This window comes from Dokdonella ginsengisoli (assembly GCF_042652785.1).
Taxonomy (GTDB): Bacteria; Pseudomonadota; Gammaproteobacteria; order Xanthomonadales; family Rhodanobacteraceae; genus Dokdonella_A; species Dokdonella_A ginsengisoli.
Genome location: NZ_JBHSHD010000013.1, coordinates 28,754 through 44,852, shown reverse-complemented (window position 1 = coordinate 44,852; position 16,099 = coordinate 28,754). Strand labels below are relative to the sequence as shown.

The window sequence follows — 16,099 nt, the reverse complement described above, 5'->3', positions numbered from 1 at the left end:
GGATGGAAGCGCAGCATGCCCGGCCGATCTGCATCGTCGCCGCGGTCATCGCCGACGCCGACGGCCGGGTGCTGCTGGTGCGCAAGCGCGGCTCGGCGGTCTTCATCCAGCCCGGCGGCAAGACCGAGCCGGGCGAGGCGCCCTTGCCGGCCCTGGCGCGCGAACTCGACGAGGAACTGGGCGTGCGCCTCGACGTTTCCAGCGCGGTCCGGCTCGGCGAGTTCGAAGCCGACGCGGTCAACGAGCCGGGACGGAAGGTGCGCGCGCAGGCGTATGCCTGCGCGGTTCACGGCGCGCCGGCCGCGCGCGCGGAGATCGAGGAGCTGGCCTGGATTGATCCGGCCGGGCCGTTCGGCGTGCGCGTCGCGCCGCTGAGCGCGGCGCACATCCTGCCGGCCTTTCTCGCCTTCGCCGGCCGGGCCAAGGCGCCGGCCTGAGGGCGGCGGCCGCGGCGCTCAGATCAGGAACAGCGTCGCCAGTCCGAGGAAGATGAAGAACCCGCCGCTGTCGGTCAGCGCGGTGATCATCACGCTCGAGCCCATCGCCGGGTCGCGGCCGAAGCGCAGCAGGGTCATCGGGATCAGCACGCCCATCAGCGCGGCGAGCAGCAGGTTCAAGGTCATCGCCGCGGTCATGACGAAGCCGAGCGCGGCGTTCTTGTAGAGCAGCCAGGCGACGAAGCCGATCACGCCGCCCCAGATCAGGCCGTTGGCGAGCGCCACGCCCAGTTCCTTGCGCAGCAGGCGTTTGGCGCTGTCGGGGTGGATCTGGTCGAGCGCGAGCGCGCGCACGATCATCGTGATGGTCTGGTTGCCGGAGTTGCCGCCGATGCCGGCGACGATCGGCATCAGCGCCGCCAGCGCCACCAGCTTCTGGATCGAGCCTTCGAAAACGCCGATGACGCGCGAGGCGATGAAGGCGGTGACGAGGTTGATCGCCAGCCACGCCCAGCGGTTGCGCAGCGACTTCCACACCGAGGCGAAGATGTCCTCGTCCTCGCGCAGGCCGAAGCGCTCGCGCACCTCGGCGTCGCTTTCCTCGCGGATGACGTCGACCATCGCGTCGATGGTCAGGCGCCCGATCAGCTTGCCGTTGGCGTCGACCACCGGCGCGGTGACCAGGTCGTAGCGCTCGAACGCCTGCGCGGTCTCGGTGACGTCGTCCTCGGGATGGAAGGTGTTGGCGTCCTTGGCCATCACGGCGCTGACGCGCTTGGCCGGGTCGTTGACCAGCAGCCAGCGGATCGGCAGCACGCCGGTCAGCACGCTGTCGCCGTTGACGACGAACAGCTTGTCGGTGTGTTCGGGCAGTTCCTTAAGCCGGCGCAGGTAGCGCAGCACGGTCTCCAGGCTGACGTCCTCGCGGATCGTCACCATGTCGAAGTCCATGATCGCGCCGACCTGGTCCTCCTCCCACGACATCGCCGCCTGCACGCGCTCGCGCTGCCCGGCGTTGAGGCGGTGCATCAGCTCGGCGAGCACGTCCTCGGGCAGGTCCTCGGCGAGGTCGGCGATCTCCTCCGCGTCGAGCTGCTCCGCGGCGGCCAGCAGCTCGGGCTTGTCCATGTCCGCGAGCAGCGACTCGCGCACCGCGTCGGACACCTCGAGCAGGATCTCGCCGTCGCGGTCGGCCTTGACCAGGTTCCAGACCTCGAGGCGGTCTTCCGGCGGCAGCGCCTCGAGGATGTAGGCGATGTCGGCCGGGTGCAGGCCGTCGATCTCGCGCTGCAGCTCGGCCACGTGCTGCCGGTGCACCAGGTTCTCGACCAGGTCGCGATGGTCGCCGTGCTCGCGGTGCGCCAGGCTCTCGACCAGCCGCTGGCGACGCAGCAGCTCGTGCACGCGCGCGAGCTGCGCCTGCAGGAGGCTGTGCGGCGTGCTGACTTCTGCTTCGCTCATGGGCTGCCGGGAGACTCGCGCGATGCTGGCCGGGTGCCGCACCGGTCCGTTCCGTGACGCCTGGCGGCGTCGTGCGGAGGGATCGGCTTCACTCGGTGGATGGGGTCGGACCGCTCCCGCCTGCGTGCGGCGCGGGCAGGCGAAGGCGGGGCGGCGCGCGTATTGTCGCCGCGATCCGTCCGCCGCGGAACTACTTGCCCGCGGTTTTCGCGCGGGCGGCGCCGCCTTCGCGCAGGGTCCAGTCCACCAGCTGCGGGATCACCGCGTTCAGGCCGCTCTCGAATGCGGCGAACGCGCTGGCCGCGTCGCTGCCGGCGGCGGGAGTTTCCTGCGCGAACGCCTGCGTCGCCACCACGCGGTTGCTGACGTAGTCGAACAGCCGCGCCTGGAAGCGCACCGCCGCGCGCGGCGCGCCGTCGCGGATCTCCAGCTGGAAGTCGCGCAGCTCGATCGCCAGCGCGTAGTCGGCGCCGAGTCCGGAGGTCGCGCTGCCGACGCCGACGATGCGGCCGGAGCTTTCGAAGCCTTCGATGATCAGGCTGCGCAGCAGGGTCGGGGCGGGATCGCGCCAGCGCGCCTTCGGGAACACCTCCAGCTCGCCCGCAACCGGCGAGGCGAGCATGCGCACGCTGTCGAGCATGCCGCTCGAACTGGGCGTGTCGACCACCAGCTGCCAGTCCACGCGCGGGCCGCCCTGGGTCGCCGCCGCCGCGAGGTAGCGCGGGGAATAGGTCGTGAACGGCGTGCGCTGCACGTTCAGCAGGGAAGAACAGGACGCCAGCACGAACGCCAGCGGCAGCAGGGAGAGGCGCAAGCGCGTACTCATTTGGGCTGGAACTCCTTCGGCTGGTCGCGCCCGAGCAGCAGGCTGTCGGAGGCGCCGAACTTGTCGCTGACCTGTCGCAGCGAACGCAGCGTCTCGCGCAATTCGATGATCGCCGGGCCGACCTGGCGCAGGTCCTGGCTGGCGAACTGGTTGATCGCGCCGCGGTTGCTGTCGACCAGCGCGCCGGTCGAGGCGGCCAGCTTGTCGACCGAGGCGAGGGTTTTCTGCATTGTCTGCAGCATGGTGCGCGCGTCCTCGCGCAGCAGGGTGTCGGCGGAATTGGCGATCGAGCCGAGCGTGTTCAGCGTGTGCTTGAGCTCGCCGGTCGCCGCGGCGAGCTGGTTCAGCGTGGTGGCCACGTCCTGGCGCTGCCCGGCCAGCGCGCCGCTGAGCTCGTCGACGTGCTGCAGCGTCGCGCCGACGCGGCGGATGTTCTCGTCCGACAGCACCTGGTTCACGCGCAGCAGCACGTCGTTGATGCTGGTGACGACGTCGGTGCCCGAAGCCAGCAGCTTGGACAGCGCCGATTCGTCGGACGGAATGAGCGGCACCGGGTGCTCGGGCGTGGGCAGCAGGGGCGGACTTTCCGGCGCGCCGCCGGACAGCTGGATGAAGGCCAGTCCGGTCACGCCCTGCAGGCCGAGCTTGGCGCGCGTGTCCTGGCGCACCGGCGCGGCGGCGTCCAGGCGCACGCGGGCGATCACCTTGCGCGGATCGTCCGGCGCCAGCTTCAGCGCGGACACCTCGCCGACCTTGATTCCGTTGTACTGCACCAGGCCGCCGACCGACAGGCCGGTGACGGCCTCGGTGAAGACGATCTCGTAGTCGTTGAAGCGCTGGTCGACGCTGGACTTGGACATCCACAGCACGAAGCCGAGCGCGAGCAGGAACACGCCGATCGTGAAGGCGCCGATGAGCACGTGGTGAGCGCGGGTTTCCATGGCCTAGCGAGTTCCCGTATTGGGGGCGGAAGCGGCCGAGGATCGTCCGGCCTGCGCCTTGTGTGCCGCCAGTTCCGCCGAACGTCCGCGCGGTCCCTGGAAGTAGTCCTGTACCCACGGATCGTCGTAGCGCTCGACCTTGTCCAGCGTATCGGCGACCAGCACGCGTTTCTGCGACAGCACGGCGACGCGGTCGCAGATCGTGTACAGCGTATCGAGATCGTGCGTGATCAGGAACACGGTCAGGCCCAGGCTCTCGCGCAGGGTCAGGATCAGCTGGTCGAACGCCGCCGCGCCGATCGGATCGAGGCCGGCGGTCGGCTCGTCCAGGAACAGGATGTCCGGGTCCAGCGCGATCGAGCGCGCCAGCGCGGCGCGCTTGACCATGCCGCCGGACAGCTCGGACGGATATTTCGCGCCGGCGTTCTCCGGCAGGCCGGCGAGGGCGATCTTCAGCGCGGCGAAGCGCTCCATCATCGCCTGCGGCAGGCGGTAGTGCTCGCGCATCGGCACCATCGTGTTCTCGGCCACGGTCAGCGACGAGAACAGCGCGCCGTTCTGGAACAGCACGCCGCAGCGGCGCTCGACCTCGTTGCGCCTCGCCTCGCTGGCGCTGGTCATCTCGGTGCCGAGCAGCTTCACGCTGCCGGCGGCCGGGCGGTTCAGGCCGATGATCGAGCGCAGCAGCACCGACTTGCCGCTGCCCGAGCCGCCGACCACGCCGACGATTTCGCCGCGGCGGATGTCGAGGTCGAGGTCGTCGTGCACGACCTGCGCGCCGAACTGGTTGCGCAGGCCGCGGACTTCGATGACGGTTTCCGCGGCGGTCACGGCGAGGTTCCCCGCCGGGACGGACGCGTTCGCCCGCCCCGTGCGTCGTCATTCCCGCGCACGCGGCAATCCATGGCAGGAACGGCCTGCGTCCGCGGCACGGACGCGTCCTGCCGCAGCGTCGCCTTCGCGGGCCGCCGCCTCATATGCCGATCTCCATGAAGAAGATCGCCGCCAGCGCGTCGACCAGGATCGCCACGAAGATCGCCTGCACCACGCTCGAGGTCGTGTGCGTGCCGACCGATTCGGCGCTGCCGGACACCTTGAAGCCTTCCAGGCAGCCGATCGCTGCGATCAGGAAGGCGAATACCGGCGCCTTGCTCATGCCGACCCAGAAGTGCTTGGTCGCGCCCAGTTCCTGCAGCCGGGAGACGAACAGGGTCGGCGAGATGTCCATGCTGAAGGTGGCGACCATGCCGCCGCCGACGATGCCGGCCAGCATCGCCAGCACGGTCAGCAGCGGCATCGCGATCAGCAACGCCAGCAGGCGCGGCAGCACCAGCACCTCGACCGGATCGAGGCCGAGCGTGCGGATCGCGTCGACTTCCTCGCGCGACTTCATCGAGCCGATCTGCGCGGTGAACGCGCTGCCGGAGCGGCCGGCGATCAGGATCGCGGTCAGCAGCACGCCGAACTCGCGCAGGAACGAATAGCCGATCAGCTCGACGGTGTAGATCGTCGCGCCGAAATCCTTCAGCACGGTGGCGCCGAGGAAGGCGACCACCGCGCCGACCAGGAAATTGAGCAGCACCACGATCGGCACCGCGTCCAGGCCGGTCTGTTCGAGGTGGAACGCCAGCGAGGTCGGGCGCCAGCGGCGCGGATCGACCACGCAACGCAGCAGGGTGACCAGGGTCAGGCCGATGAAGCCGACCAGCTGGTAGGCGTCGCGCGCGACCTGCTCGGCCGCAGCGCCCGTGCGCGCGAACAGCGCGACGATGCCGCCGTCGCCCTTCGGCGGCCCGGCCGGCGGCGCGGCGACCTTCGCCACCGCCTCGAGCAGGGCGCGCCGCTTGTCGTCCAGGCCGCGCACCTCGCCGCCGCCGGCGAGGTCGAGCAGCAGCTCCGCGCCGGCGGTGTCCAGGCGGCCGATGCCGCTGGCGTCGATGCGCACGCCGCCCGGTCCGGACTTGCGCAGGCGCGCGACGATCTGGCCCAGCGCCGCCGCGCCGGCCAGGGTCCAGTCGCCGGCCGCGGCGATGAACTCGCCGTCCGCGTTGCGCTGGAGCGTGGCCGTGCCGGTCGTCGTCATCGGGCAAGGCTAGCAGGGCGCGGCGCGGGCCGGAAAGGTCGATTCGTGAAATCCGGTTGCGCGACATTCATGGTGCGCATGAACGGATTCGCGGCATCATTGCGCGGATGGGCAGACGCGATACCGGCAAACCGATCGGCGGCGAGGTTCCGCTGAAGACACGCATCGGCTTCGTGGTCGAGCTGGCGCGGCGCCTGCACGAGTACGGCACGGCGGCGCCGCGGCTGGAGGAGGTCGTCAACCTGGTCAGCGCGCGGCTCGGCCTGGTCTGCAACGTGCTGTCGACGCCGACCTCGATCGTGATGTCGTTCGCCGACCTGGCCAGCAGCGAGGACGACCTCGCCGAGGTCACCCAGGTCGTGCGCCTGCCGCCGGGCGAGGTGAACCTGAAGGCGCTGTGCCGCACCGACGCGATCGCCAACGGCGTGATCGCCGGCGAGATCGGTCTGGCGGAGGGACGCCGCCTGCTGCGCGAAGTCGGCGCGAGCCGGCCGCGCCTGCGCGCGAACGTGGCGACCGTCTTCAGCTACGGCATCGCCGCGGCGGCAATCGCGATCATCCTGCACTCGGGCTGGGTCGAGGCCGCGGCGGCGGCGCTGATCGGCCTGTTCATCGGCCTGATCGCCCTGGCCGCGCAGCGCTGGGCCTCGTTCAATCCGGCCGCCGAGGCGGTTTCGGCCTTCCTCGCGACGATGATCGCGACCGCGATCGCGGCCTGGATCGAACCGCTGGCGGTGCGCTCGGTGGTGATCGCGAGCCTGATCGTGCTGATGCCGGGCATGACCCTGACCACCGCCGTGCGCGAGCTGTCGACCCAGCATCTGATTTCGGGCACGGCGCGCATGATGGGCGCGGTCGCCACGCTGCTGAAGCTGACCTTCGGCACGGTCGTGGCGGTGCAGGCCTGCGTGCTGCTGGACATCCAGCCGCGCCAGTTCGAGGGCGTACCGCTGGCGCCGCCGCTGGAATGGGCCGCCGTGGTCGCCGCCGCGCTGTCGTTCGCGGTGCTGTTCAAGAGCCCGCTGCGCCACGTGCCGGTGGTGGTCGCGGCGGTGCTGCTCGGCTACGCCTGCACGCAGCTCGCCGGCGGGCTGTCGCCGGCGTTCGGTACTTTCCTCGGCAGCGTCGCGGTCGGCGCGGCGAGCAACCTGTTCGCGCGCCTGACCGACCGCCCCGGCGCGCTGATCCGCGAGCCGGGCATCATCCTGCTGGTGCCCGGCAGCGTCGGCTTCCGCACGCTGAGCTTCGTGTTCGAGCGCGACGTGCAGCTCGGCCTGCACACCGCGATCACCCTGGTCACGCTGCTGATCGCGATCGTGGCCGGGCTGCTGTTCGGCGACCTGCTGGTGCCGCCGCGGCGCAAGCTCTAGGCCGCGCGCCTCACTTCAGCAGCGAGCGCAGCATCCAGGCGGTCTTCTCGTGCTCCTGCATGCGCTGGGTGGCGAGATCGGCGGTCGGCTGGTCGTCGGCCTTGTCGGCGGCCTTGAACACGTCGCGCGCGGTGCGCGCGACCGTCTCGTGGCCGTCGACAAGCTGCTGCACCATGCCCTTCCAGTCCGGCACGCCGGTTTCCTCGCCGATCGCGGTCAGCTTGCCGAACTGCGTGTACGAACCGGGCGCGTAGACGTCCAGCGCGCGGATGCGCTCGGCGATCACGTCGGCCGCCGTCCACAGCTCGTTGTACTGGGTCTCGAACATCAGGTGCAGCGTGTTGAACATCGTGCCGGTGACGTTCCAGTGGAAGCTGTGCGTCTTCAGGTACAGCGAATAGGTGTCGGCGAGCAGCTTGGACAGGTTCTTGGCGATGCTCTCGCGGTCCTTCTTGGCGATGCCGATGTCGATGGCCATGGACGCGTACTCCTCGGGGCGGGAGCGCAAGCCTAGCGCGCGCACCGGTCGGAGTGAAATCGAAACCGTGCATCGGCGCGATCGGTCGCCGCTATCATGGACGGCTTGCATTCCGCCATTCCTTCCATGTCCGAACTTTCCCTGCTGCGCGCCGAGCTGGATCACGTCATGGCGCGCGACTTCGGCCGCCTGCTGTCGCGCTGGCGCCGGCTGCGCGAGCAGCCGGCCGGCGCCGCGCTCGAGGCGCTGCGCGCCGACGTCGCCGCGTCGAAGGCGCGCCGCGACGCGCGCGTGGCGCGCGTGCCGGCGATCCGCATCGACGAATCGCTGCCGATCGCCGCGCGCGCCGACGAGATCGTCGAGCTGATCCGCAAGCATCAAGTGGTCGTGCTCGCCGGCGAAACCGGTTCGGGCAAGACCACGCAGCTGCCCAAGCTCTGCCTCGCCGCCGGGCGCGGCGCGGCCGGCCTGATCGGCTGCACGCAGCCGCGCCGCATCGCCGCGCGCACGGTCGCGCGGCGCGTGGCCGGCGAGCTGGGCGGACAGGTCGGCGACCTGGTCGGCTTCCAGGTGCGCTTCGCCGAGCAGGTCGGCGACAACGCGCTGGTCAAGTTCATGACCGACGGCATCCTGCTCGCCGAGTCGCAGGGCGACCCCTGGCTCAACGCCTACGACACGATCATCCTCGACGAGGCGCACGAGCGCAGCCTCAACATCGACTTCCTGCTCGGCTACCTCAAGCGCCTGCTGGCCAGGCGCCGCGATCTCAAGCTGATCGTGACCTCGGCCACCATCGACACCGCGCGCTTCGCCGAGCACTTCGGCGGCGCGCCGGTGGTGGAAGTGGAGGGCCGCACCTACCCGGTCGAGGTGCGCTGGCGGCCCGCGGAGGAACTCGCGGCCGCGGGGCGTCGCGGCCCGGCGGCGGACGCCGAAGGCGGGGCGAGGGCAAGCCGCGGCGACCTGTCGCTTTCCGAACAGATCCTCGCCGTCACCGACGAGATCACCCACGAGGACCCGCGCGGCGACGTGCTGGTGTTCCTGCCGGGCGAGCGCGAGATCCGCGACGCGCACCTGGCCCTGTCGCGGCGCAAGTACCGCGAGACCGAAGTGCTCGCGCTGTACGCGCGGCTGTCGGCGGCCGAGCAGGACCGCGTGTTCTGGCCGGGGCCGCAGCGGCGCATCGTGCTGGCGACGAACGTCGCCGAGACCTCGCTGACGGTGCCGCGCATCCGCTACGTGATCGACCCCGGCACCGCGCGCGTCAAGCGCTACAGCCCGCGCAACCAGCTCGAGCGCCTGCACATCGAACCGATCTCGCAGGCCGCCGCCGACCAGCGCAAGGGCCGCTGCGGCCGCGTCGGCCCCGGCATCTGCTATCGCCTGTACGCGGAGGACGACTACGCGCAGCGGCCGCGCTACACCGATCCGGAAATCCTGCGTTCGTCGCTGGCGGGCGTGATCTTGCGCATGCTCGCGCTCAAGCTCGGCGATCCGGCCGATTTTCCGTTCGTCGAGGCGCCCGACGAACGCGCCATGGGCGACGGCTACCGGCGCCTGGCGGAACTGGGCGCGCTGGAATCCCCGCGGGCGGGCGCGGACGATCAAAAAGCGGCCGTCCATGGCCGCACGCCCGGCGAATCCTTGCGATCGTCCGGGATCGCGGAAAATCAGAAAGCGACCACCGATGGCCGCACTCCTCAATTCAGGCTGACCGACATCGGCCGCGTGATGGCGCGGCTGCCGATCGACGTCGCGCTCGGGCGCATGCTGGTGGAGGCCGAGCGGCGCGGCGCGCTGCGCGAGCTGCTCGTGCTGGCCGCCTTCCTCGGCATCCAGGACCCGCGCGAGCGCCCGGCCGACGCGCGCCAGCATGCCGACGCGGCGCACGCCGAGTTCGTCGATCCGCGATCGGATTTCGTGTCCGTGCTGAAGCTGTGGAGCGCGTACGCCGCCGCACACCAGGAGCTGACGCAATCGAAGCTGCGCGACTGGTGCCAGGCGCGTTTCCTGTCGTTCCTGCGCATGCGCGAATGGCGCGAGCTGCACCGGCAGCTGCTGGTGCTGGCGACGGATGAGCTGGGCTGGTCGCTCGACGACGCGCCGGACCGTTTCGGGCCCGCGCCTGCGGCCGGGAAGGCGGCGCGCCATGCCGGTCGCGGCGCACTGCGCCAGCAGCCCGACTCCCCGTCGGGTGCGGCTCCCGCGGACGGCGGTCTCGACGCGCCGGCCTACGAAGCCGTCCACCGTTGCCTGCTCGCGGGCTGGCCGACCCAGGTCGGGCTGAAGGACGAACGCAACCAGTACCGCGGCACGCGCGAGCGCCGCTTCTCGATCTTTCCCGGCTCGGCGCTGGCCAAGTCACCGCCGCAATGGCTGCTGGCCGGGCAGATCCTCGACCTCGCCAAGGTCTACGCGATGCTGTGCGCGCGCGTCGAGCCGGCCTGGATCGAGCAGCAGGCCGCGCACCTGGTGAGGAAGAACTGGCGCGACGCGCACTGGTCGCGCAAGCGCGGCGCGGTGGTCGCGTTCGAGCAGGTCACGCTGTTCGGGCTGACCCTGGTCGAGAAGCGTCCGGTGCAGTTCGGCGCGCAGGATCCGCAGCGCGCGCACGAGATCTTCGTGCGCGAGGCGCTCGCGCGCGGCGATCTCGAGGCGCGCGCCGACTTCGTGCGCGCCAATGCGCGCGTGATGGCCGAGGCGGGCGAGATCGAGGCGAAGCGGCGGCGCAGCGGCCTGCTGCGCGGCGAGGACGAACTGGCGGCCTTCTTCGCCGGCAAGCTGCCGGCGGACATCCACACCGCCGTCGCGCTCGACGCCTGGTACCGCAAGGCCTCGCCGTCCGAACAGGCCGCCCTGCACTGGTCGCTGGCCGACGTGATGGGCGAATCGCCGGGCGTCGGCGCGCGGGATTTCCCGGCGCAGATCGAGCTCGCCGGCCACCGGCTGCGGCTGTCGTACCGCTTCGTGCCGGGCGACGCGGCCGACGGCGTGACGATGCAGGTGCCGCTCGCGCTGGTGAACGCGGTGCCGGCCGCGCGCTGCGAATGGCTGGTGCCGGGACTGCTGGCGGAGAAGGTCGCCGAGGCGATCCGCGGCCTGCCGAAGGCGCTGCGCCGCAATTTCGTGCCGGCGCCGGATTTCGCGCGCGCCTTCGCCGAAGCCGAGGCGCCGCGCGACGAAGCGCTGTTCGCGGCGCTCGCGGGTTACCTGCGGCGCGTGACCGGCGTGGTGGTGACGGCCGCGGACTTCGCCGAGGCGGCGTTGCCGCCGCACCTGTCGATGAACTTCCGCATCTACGACGAGAAGGGCGCGACCTTGGTCGAGAGCCGCGATCTCGCCGCGATCCAGGCGCAGTGGACCGGCGCCGCACGCGTCGCGTTCTCGCAGCGCGCCGACGTGGAGCTGACGCGCGAGGACGTCGAAGCGTTCGACTTCGAGGACATTCCGGGCAGCATTGTGTCCAGCGGCGGTCTGACCGCGTTTCCGGCTTTGGTCGACCTCGGCGAAAGCGTCGCGCTGCGCGTGTTCGAGCGCCACGACGAGGCGCAGTCCGAGCACCGCCGCGGCGTCGAGCGTCTGCTGCGCAACGCGCTCGCGGACCGCATCAAGCAGGCGCGCCGGCAGTTGCCGCTGAACAACGCGCTGATGCTGAAGTGGGCGGCGATCGGCACCGCCGAGGCGCTGCGCACCGATCTGGTCGAGGCGGCGCTGCTCGAGCTGCTCGCGGCGCAGGACCCCGACATCCGCACGCGCGCGGCGTTCGAGCGCGCCAGGGAGACGATCGCGCGCGGCCTGTTCCCCGCCGCGGTGGAGCGGCTGACGCAGGCCGAAGCGATCATCGCGGCCTATGCCGAACTGCAGCCGCTGCTGCAGCCGCCGCTGATGGGCTTTGCCAAGGCGAACTACGACGACCTGCGCGAACAGCTCGGCGAGCTGCTGTTCCCGGGTTTCCTGCGCGAGGTGGAGAAGCCGCGCCTGGCGCAGTTCCCGCGCTACCTGAAGGCGATGCGCCTGCGCGCCGAACGCCTGCGCCAGGATCCGGCGCGCGACCAGTCGCGCATGCTCGCCCTGCAGGGCTACTGGCGCGACTATCTGAAACTGCGCGCCGAGCGCGGCGGCGACGCGGGCCTGGGCGAACTGCGCTGGGCCATCGAGGAACTGCGCGTGTCGACCTTCGCGCAGGAACTGCGCACGGCCGAGCCGGTCTCGCCCAAACGGGTCGCCAAGCTGATCGAGGGATTGCGCGCGCCCAGGCGCAGCTGAGCGGCCTGCTGCGGCGGGATGTCGCGCCCGCGGAAGCGGGCGCGCGTCGCGTCCTACTTGATGCGCTGCACGCGCACGCTGCAGCCGCAGCCGTCGACGACCATCAGCCAGCTGCCGAGCATCATCGGCTTGACCTTCACGGCCGGATTGGTGAATTCGCCCGCGAAGAGCTGGCCCGATTCGGACTGCTGCCATTCCTGGCCGTTGTCGAGCTTGAACACGGTCTTGCCGCGCCAGCCGGTGAACAGGCCGCTGATGCGCGTCTCGATCACGTTGCGATCGGCCGTATCCGGGTAGAACACCGGCGCGCCGCTGGCGGTCACGTACTTGGTCTGCCCGGCGCCGCCGTGCGACTGCAGCCAGGCGTTGAGTCGCTGCAGCTCCTCCGGCGACAGCTTGTCGAGGCCGGCCGCGCGGAATTCCGCTTGCGACATGCGTTCCTCGAGCGTGGGCGACTGGGTCTGGGCGGCGACCGCGCCTGCGGCGGCCAGGAGGATCAGGGCGAGGCTCGAAATGGGGCGCATAGGCTTGTGTGCTGCGGGGACGGTCCGTGACCGCTGCCGCAAAAATCCTTGTTCTTACGCGAAGTTAACAGATGCGCTCGAGCGCGGAAACCGGTACGATGGCGCGAATTTGAGTGTAGCACGGCCGTCGTGCAGAGGTTCGACGGCGTGCTTCAGCGAGCGATGGCCTGTTCCTGAGGCAGGCTTTGTCCCCCGGCGACTTCGGATCTGAAGCGTGCGGGAGCCACGAAAAGTTGTAGCAGGATAGAGAACTTCCGAATGTCGTCAGTCAAGAATTGGGTTGCATGTCTTACCGCCGGTGTCGCGGCGTGTGGTTCAGCTGGTGCGCTAGCGCAAGATGTTCCGACTCTCGTCATTGGTCGGCAATCCCAGCCTATTCAAACGACCACGTCGGTCCCATCCGGTCTGGTCTACCAGGCTACTGGCACGCAGACCAGTACGCTGTCGGCCTATACGGAAGGCTTCATGTTCTGCGACAACATCGGCACCGAGCAGAGTGCGGTGAAACTGGCTTTGGGGCACGAAGACCAGTCGTTCAATCCCTCGCATCCGTGGGCGCAGCCGAGCGCATTGGCTTTGAATTTCGTCTACAGCGGCGGAAATTTCGTCATCAATCCGACCCTTCAGGCATCGACGCTGGTCTGTCACAGCTTGAGCAAGGATGGTGAAGTCTCGGCGGGACTCACGGACGGCATTTTCGACTACGGATACGATTCGAAGACGGAAACGAACTACAACCATCTCGTCAACTGGATCCCGACGAACGGCTTCGACTGGAATGCCCCGGATTGGACCGAGGTTCCGGTCGACGCGTGCAGCTGGACGGCTTACGAGCAGGCCAAGGCCCCGGAAGACGTTGGCTGCGCCGCGTTGCTCGGTGTGCGTCCCGGCCCCAAGCGCGCGCCGACGATGTGGACCGCGACGAACGGCATCACGTTCACCTACGTGTTCCGGGTCGATACGCGCTTCGGCGCGCCGCTTGCCGGCGACGAAGCCGTGCTCGAACTGCCTTCCTTGAGTTCGGTGGACGAACTCGAAGGTTCGGCCGCGAGAATGCAGGTCCGCGTAAGAGACGCCTACGACAGTACCTTCCTTTCCGATGCGGGCGGCACATACTGCAGTTTCACTGAACTTCCTGCGACGCTGGACAGCAATGTCTGCTCGACGGCAGGCGTTTCAGCGGCTCCTCTGCCCAACGGTTTTCTGGACGTGAGCTTCGCCGTGGGACAGCAACTTCCGGATCAGATAGCTCAGTCGTTCTACGTGGCTGTGAACCGTCACGTCGTCGGAGCGCACGCCAATGTCGTCACGCCTACCGTGGCAGCGACGATCTTCGTCGATCCAGCGGTCACGCCGGAAGGCGCCGACAAATTCAGCGGAGACGACGTGGTGTTCGGATTCATGCCGACCTCCAACGGGTTCCCGTGGATGAGCGGGCAGTAAGAACGCGCAAGTCCCGCAACTGCGTTCCCGATCGGCGCCTGCGGGCGCCGATCGCATTTTCGACAGCAGCACTTTCATGGCCGATCCCTCCGTCCAGTCCGTGAATCCGCGTGGCGACGCCGCCTCCGCGCTCGCCGCCTGGGCGGCCAAGCGCGAGCAGGCGGGCGCCGGGCCGGCGTCGCGAGCCTGCCGTCTGGTGCTCGATCGCGCGGCGGCCGGCGCGGTTCCGCCCGCCGCGCAGAATGCTCTCGTCGCGACGCTGGACCTGCTCGCCGAACTGGGCGTCGACGAGGAAGCGCAGGCCGCCTGCGTGCTGCACGAATTCGCCGCGAACGGTCTCGTCCTGAGCGATGCCGACTTCGCCGCGTTCCCGGCCGACGTGCGCGCCCTGGTCGAAGGCCAGCAGGCGGCGGAAAAGGTCTGGACGCTGCACGCCAACCGCGGCGCGTCCAGCGGCAACGAGGGTCTGCGCCGCCTGCTGCTGGCGATCATCCGCGACCTGCGCGTGGTCTTCATCCTGCTCGCGCGCCAGCTGGTGCGCATGCGCGCGGCCGAGCGCGCGCCGGAGGCGGAGCGGCGCGCGCTGGCCCAGCTCAGTGCCGACATCCACGCGCCGCTGGCGAACCGGCTCGGCATCTGGCAGGTCAAGTGGGAGCTGGAGGACCTCGCCTTCCGCTATCTGCAGCCGGACGTCTACCGCCGCATCGCGACCCTGCTCGACGAGCGCCGCGGCGGGCGCGAGGCGTGGATCGCCAAGGCCAAGGCCCAGCTCACGCAGGCGCTGGCGAAGGCCGGCCTGCACGGCGACATCGCCGGGCGGCCGAAACACATCTATTCGATCTGGCGCAAGATGCAGCGCAAGGGGTTGGAGTTCTCCGAGCTCTACGACGTGCGCGCGCTGCGCGTGCTGGTCGACGACGTCGCCACCTGCTACGCCGCGCTCGGCATCGTGCACACGTTGTGGCCGCCGATCCCGAGCGAGTTCGACGACTACATCGCGCGGCCCAAGGGCAACCACTACCAGTCGCTGCACACCGCCGTCATCGGGCCGGAAGGCAAGACGCTGGAAGTGCAGATCCGCACGCACGAGATGCACCGCCACGCCGAGCTCGGCGTGGCCGCGCACTGGCGCTACAAGGAGGGCGGCGGCGGCGACGCGAGCTTCGAGCGCAAGATCGCCTGGATGCGCCAGCTGCTGGAGAACAGGGACGGGCGCGACGACGACGAGGCCCTGCTGGCCGGCTTCCGCACCGAGGTGGTGGAGGACCGCGTCTACCTGCTGACGCCGAAGGGGCAGGTGATCGACCTGCCGCGCGGCGCGACCGTGCTCGACTTCGCCTACGCGATCCACACCGACGTCGGCCATCGCTGCCGCGGCGCCAAGGTCAACGAGCGCATCGTGCCGCTGACGTTCCAGCCGGCCAGCGGTGATCGCATCGAGGTGCTGACCGGCAAGGTGTCCGAGCCGCGGCGCGACTGGCTGTCGCCGCACCACGGTTTCCTGACCACGCACCGCGCGCGCGAGAAGGTGCGTACCTGGTTCAAGCGCATCGACCTGGCGCAGAACCTGGTCGCCGGCCGCGCCCTGCTCGAGCGTGAGCTGAAGCGCCTCGCCCTGCACCACGCCGACCTCGACGGCCTGCCCGAACGTTTCCAGCTGAAGAGCCTCGACGACCTGCTCGAGGCGCTCGCGCTCGGCGACGTCAGCACCGGCCAGATCGCCCGCGCGCTGCACGAGCTGAGCGCGCCGGCGCCCGATCCCGGCGCCGTGCCGCCGCCGCCGCCGACCCGCGTGCCGAGCGCGGAGCAGGGCGCCATCGTCATCGACGGTGTCGGCAACCTGCTGACCCAGCTCGCGCGCTGCTGCCATCCGCTGCCCGGCGACGCGATCGCCGGCTTCATCACGCGCGGCCGCGGCGTCTCGGTGCACCGGGCCGACTGCGCCCAGCTGGCCAGCCTGCGCGAGCGCGACGCCAGCCGCGTGGTCGCGGTCGAGTGGGGCACGCGCAATCAGGCCGCCTACGACGTCGACATCGTGGTGCGCGGCTACGATCGCAAATGGCTGCACAAGGACGTCAGCAACGCGATCGCCGCGGCCAACGCGCACGTGATCGCGGTCAACGCGCGGGTCGACGCCCGCAATGGCGTGGCGATCATGGACTACGCGCTGCGCGTGTCCGACTTCGGCCAGCTCAGCAGCCTGCTGAACCAGCTGCTGGCGGTGCCGAACGTGATCGAGGCGCGTCGCGTCGGCTAGGGCCGGGCCTGCC

At 70.2% G+C, this 16,099-nt stretch carries 12 protein-coding genes; 5 read left to right on the top strand and 7 right to left on the bottom strand.

All coding sequences use genetic code 11. The annotated features are described in order from the left end of the window. Positions 1 to 2: 2 nt before the first annotated feature. A complete protein-coding gene (locus ACFO6Q_RS16855; RefSeq protein ID WP_380022281.1) occupies positions 3 to 437 on the top strand; it encodes an NUDIX hydrolase in 435 nt (144 codons plus the stop codon). Positions 438 to 455: 18 nt separating this feature from the next. On the opposite strand, the gene mgtE is transcribed toward ACFO6Q_RS16855, so the two are convergent. From mgtE to ACFO6Q_RS16830, 5 genes are all read right to left on the bottom strand, one after another. Beyond that, positions 456 to 1,898 carry a magnesium transporter gene (gene mgtE, locus ACFO6Q_RS16850; protein ID WP_380022280.1) on the bottom strand — a complete coding sequence of 481 codons (1,443 nt, stop codon included), beginning with the start codon at positions 1,896 to 1,898 and terminating at the stop codon, positions 456 to 458. 190 nt (positions 1,899 to 2,088) lie between these two features. Then, positions 2,089 to 2,724 (bottom strand): ABC-type transport auxiliary lipoprotein family protein, encoded by a 636-nt coding sequence (locus tag ACFO6Q_RS16845; RefSeq protein WP_380022279.1) that lies wholly within the window; start codon positions 2,722 to 2,724, stop codon positions 2,089 to 2,091. Beyond that, the gene (locus ACFO6Q_RS16840) at positions 2,721 to 3,665 is read right to left on the bottom strand and encodes an MlaD family protein (protein ID WP_380022278.1); all 945 of its coding nucleotides are present in this window, start codon (positions 3,663 to 3,665) and stop codon (positions 2,721 to 2,723) included. The genes ACFO6Q_RS16845 and ACFO6Q_RS16840 overlap by 4 nt, the downstream gene beginning before the upstream one ends. A gap of 3 nt (positions 3,666 to 3,668) precedes the next feature. Continuing rightward, on the bottom strand, positions 3,669 to 4,496 hold the full coding sequence (locus tag ACFO6Q_RS16835) for an ABC transporter ATP-binding protein (RefSeq protein ID WP_380022277.1): 828 nt from the start codon (positions 4,494 to 4,496) through the stop codon (positions 3,669 to 3,671). 142 nt (positions 4,497 to 4,638) lie between these two features. Next, complete coding sequence (locus ACFO6Q_RS16830) at positions 4,639 to 5,748, bottom strand: ABC transporter permease (RefSeq protein ID WP_380022276.1); 1,110 nt, start codon at positions 5,746 to 5,748, stop codon at positions 4,639 to 4,641. A gap of 107 nt (positions 5,749 to 5,855) precedes the next feature. On the opposite strand from ACFO6Q_RS16830, the gene ACFO6Q_RS16825 reads away from it, so the two are divergent. Continuing rightward, on the top strand, positions 5,856 to 7,118 hold the full coding sequence (locus tag ACFO6Q_RS16825; protein ID WP_380022275.1) for a threonine/serine exporter family protein: 1,263 nt from the start codon (positions 5,856 to 5,858) through the stop codon (positions 7,116 to 7,118). Positions 7,119 to 7,128: 10 nt separating this feature from the next. Here the strand turns inward: ACFO6Q_RS16825 and ACFO6Q_RS16820 are convergent, their stop codons facing one another. Beyond that, complete coding sequence (locus tag ACFO6Q_RS16820; RefSeq protein WP_291191182.1) at positions 7,129 to 7,596, bottom strand: Dps family protein; 468 nt, start codon at positions 7,594 to 7,596, stop codon at positions 7,129 to 7,131. A gap of 96 nt (positions 7,597 to 7,692) precedes the next feature. Here ACFO6Q_RS16820 and ACFO6Q_RS16815 point away from each other — a divergent pair, with 96 nt between their 5' ends. After that, complete coding sequence (locus ACFO6Q_RS16815) at positions 7,693 to 11,862, top strand: DUF3418 domain-containing protein (protein WP_380022274.1); 4,170 nt, start codon at positions 7,693 to 7,695, stop codon at positions 11,860 to 11,862. Positions 11,863 to 11,915: 53 nt separating this feature from the next. On the opposite strand, the gene ACFO6Q_RS16810 is transcribed toward ACFO6Q_RS16815, so the two are convergent. Beyond that, positions 11,916 to 12,386: a hypothetical protein gene (locus ACFO6Q_RS16810; RefSeq protein WP_380022273.1), complete on the bottom strand. Its 471-nt coding sequence runs from the start codon at positions 12,384 to 12,386 to the stop codon at positions 11,916 to 11,918. Positions 12,387 to 12,851: 465 nt separating this feature from the next. Between ACFO6Q_RS16810 and ACFO6Q_RS16805 the strand changes: the two genes are divergently transcribed. Both ACFO6Q_RS16805 and ACFO6Q_RS16800 read left to right on the top strand, forming a co-directional pair. Then, the gene (locus ACFO6Q_RS16805; RefSeq protein ID WP_380022272.1) at positions 12,852 to 13,829 is read left to right on the top strand and encodes a hypothetical protein; all 978 of its coding nucleotides are present in this window, start codon (positions 12,852 to 12,854) and stop codon (positions 13,827 to 13,829) included. 76 nt (positions 13,830 to 13,905) lie between these two features. After that, positions 13,906 to 16,086 carry a RelA/SpoT family protein gene (locus ACFO6Q_RS16800; protein ID WP_380022271.1) on the top strand — a complete coding sequence of 727 codons (2,181 nt, stop codon included), beginning with the start codon at positions 13,906 to 13,908 and terminating at the stop codon, positions 16,084 to 16,086. The last annotated feature ends 13 nt before the right edge of the window (positions 16,087 to 16,099 follow it).

Excerpts from the sequence above, each read along its gene's own strand:
- ACFO6Q_RS16855 (WP_380022281.1), top strand. The coding sequence starts at position 3 with ATGGAAGCGCAGCATGCCCGGCCGATCTGCATCGTCGCCGCGGTCATC.
- mgtE (WP_380022280.1), bottom strand. The coding sequence starts at position 1,898 with ATGAGCGAAGCAGAAGTCAGCACGCCGCACAGCCTCCTGCAGGCGCAG.
- ACFO6Q_RS16845 (WP_380022279.1), bottom strand. The coding sequence starts at position 2,724 with ATGAGTACGCGCTTGCGCCTCTCCCTGCTGCCGCTGGCGTTCGTGCTG.
- ACFO6Q_RS16840 (WP_380022278.1), bottom strand. The coding sequence starts at position 3,665 with ATGGAAACCCGCGCTCACCACGTGCTCATCGGCGCCTTCACGATCGGC.
- ACFO6Q_RS16830 (WP_380022276.1), bottom strand. The coding sequence starts at position 5,748 with ATGACGACGACCGGCACGGCCACGCTCCAGCGCAACGCGGACGGCGAG.
- ACFO6Q_RS16825 (WP_380022275.1), top strand. The coding sequence starts at position 5,856 with ATGGGCAGACGCGATACCGGCAAACCGATCGGCGGCGAGGTTCCGCTG.
- ACFO6Q_RS16820 (WP_291191182.1), bottom strand. The coding sequence starts at position 7,596 with ATGGCCATCGACATCGGCATCGCCAAGAAGGACCGCGAGAGCATCGCC.
- ACFO6Q_RS16815 (WP_380022274.1), top strand. The coding sequence starts at position 7,693 with ATGGACGGCTTGCATTCCGCCATTCCTTCCATGTCCGAACTTTCCCTG.
- ACFO6Q_RS16810 (WP_380022273.1), bottom strand. The coding sequence starts at position 12,386 with ATGCGCCCCATTTCGAGCCTCGCCCTGATCCTCCTGGCCGCCGCAGGC.
- ACFO6Q_RS16805 (WP_380022272.1), top strand. The coding sequence starts at position 12,852 with ATGTTCTGCGACAACATCGGCACCGAGCAGAGTGCGGTGAAACTGGCT.
- ACFO6Q_RS16800 (WP_380022271.1), top strand. The coding sequence starts at position 13,906 with ATGGCCGATCCCTCCGTCCAGTCCGTGAATCCGCGTGGCGACGCCGCC.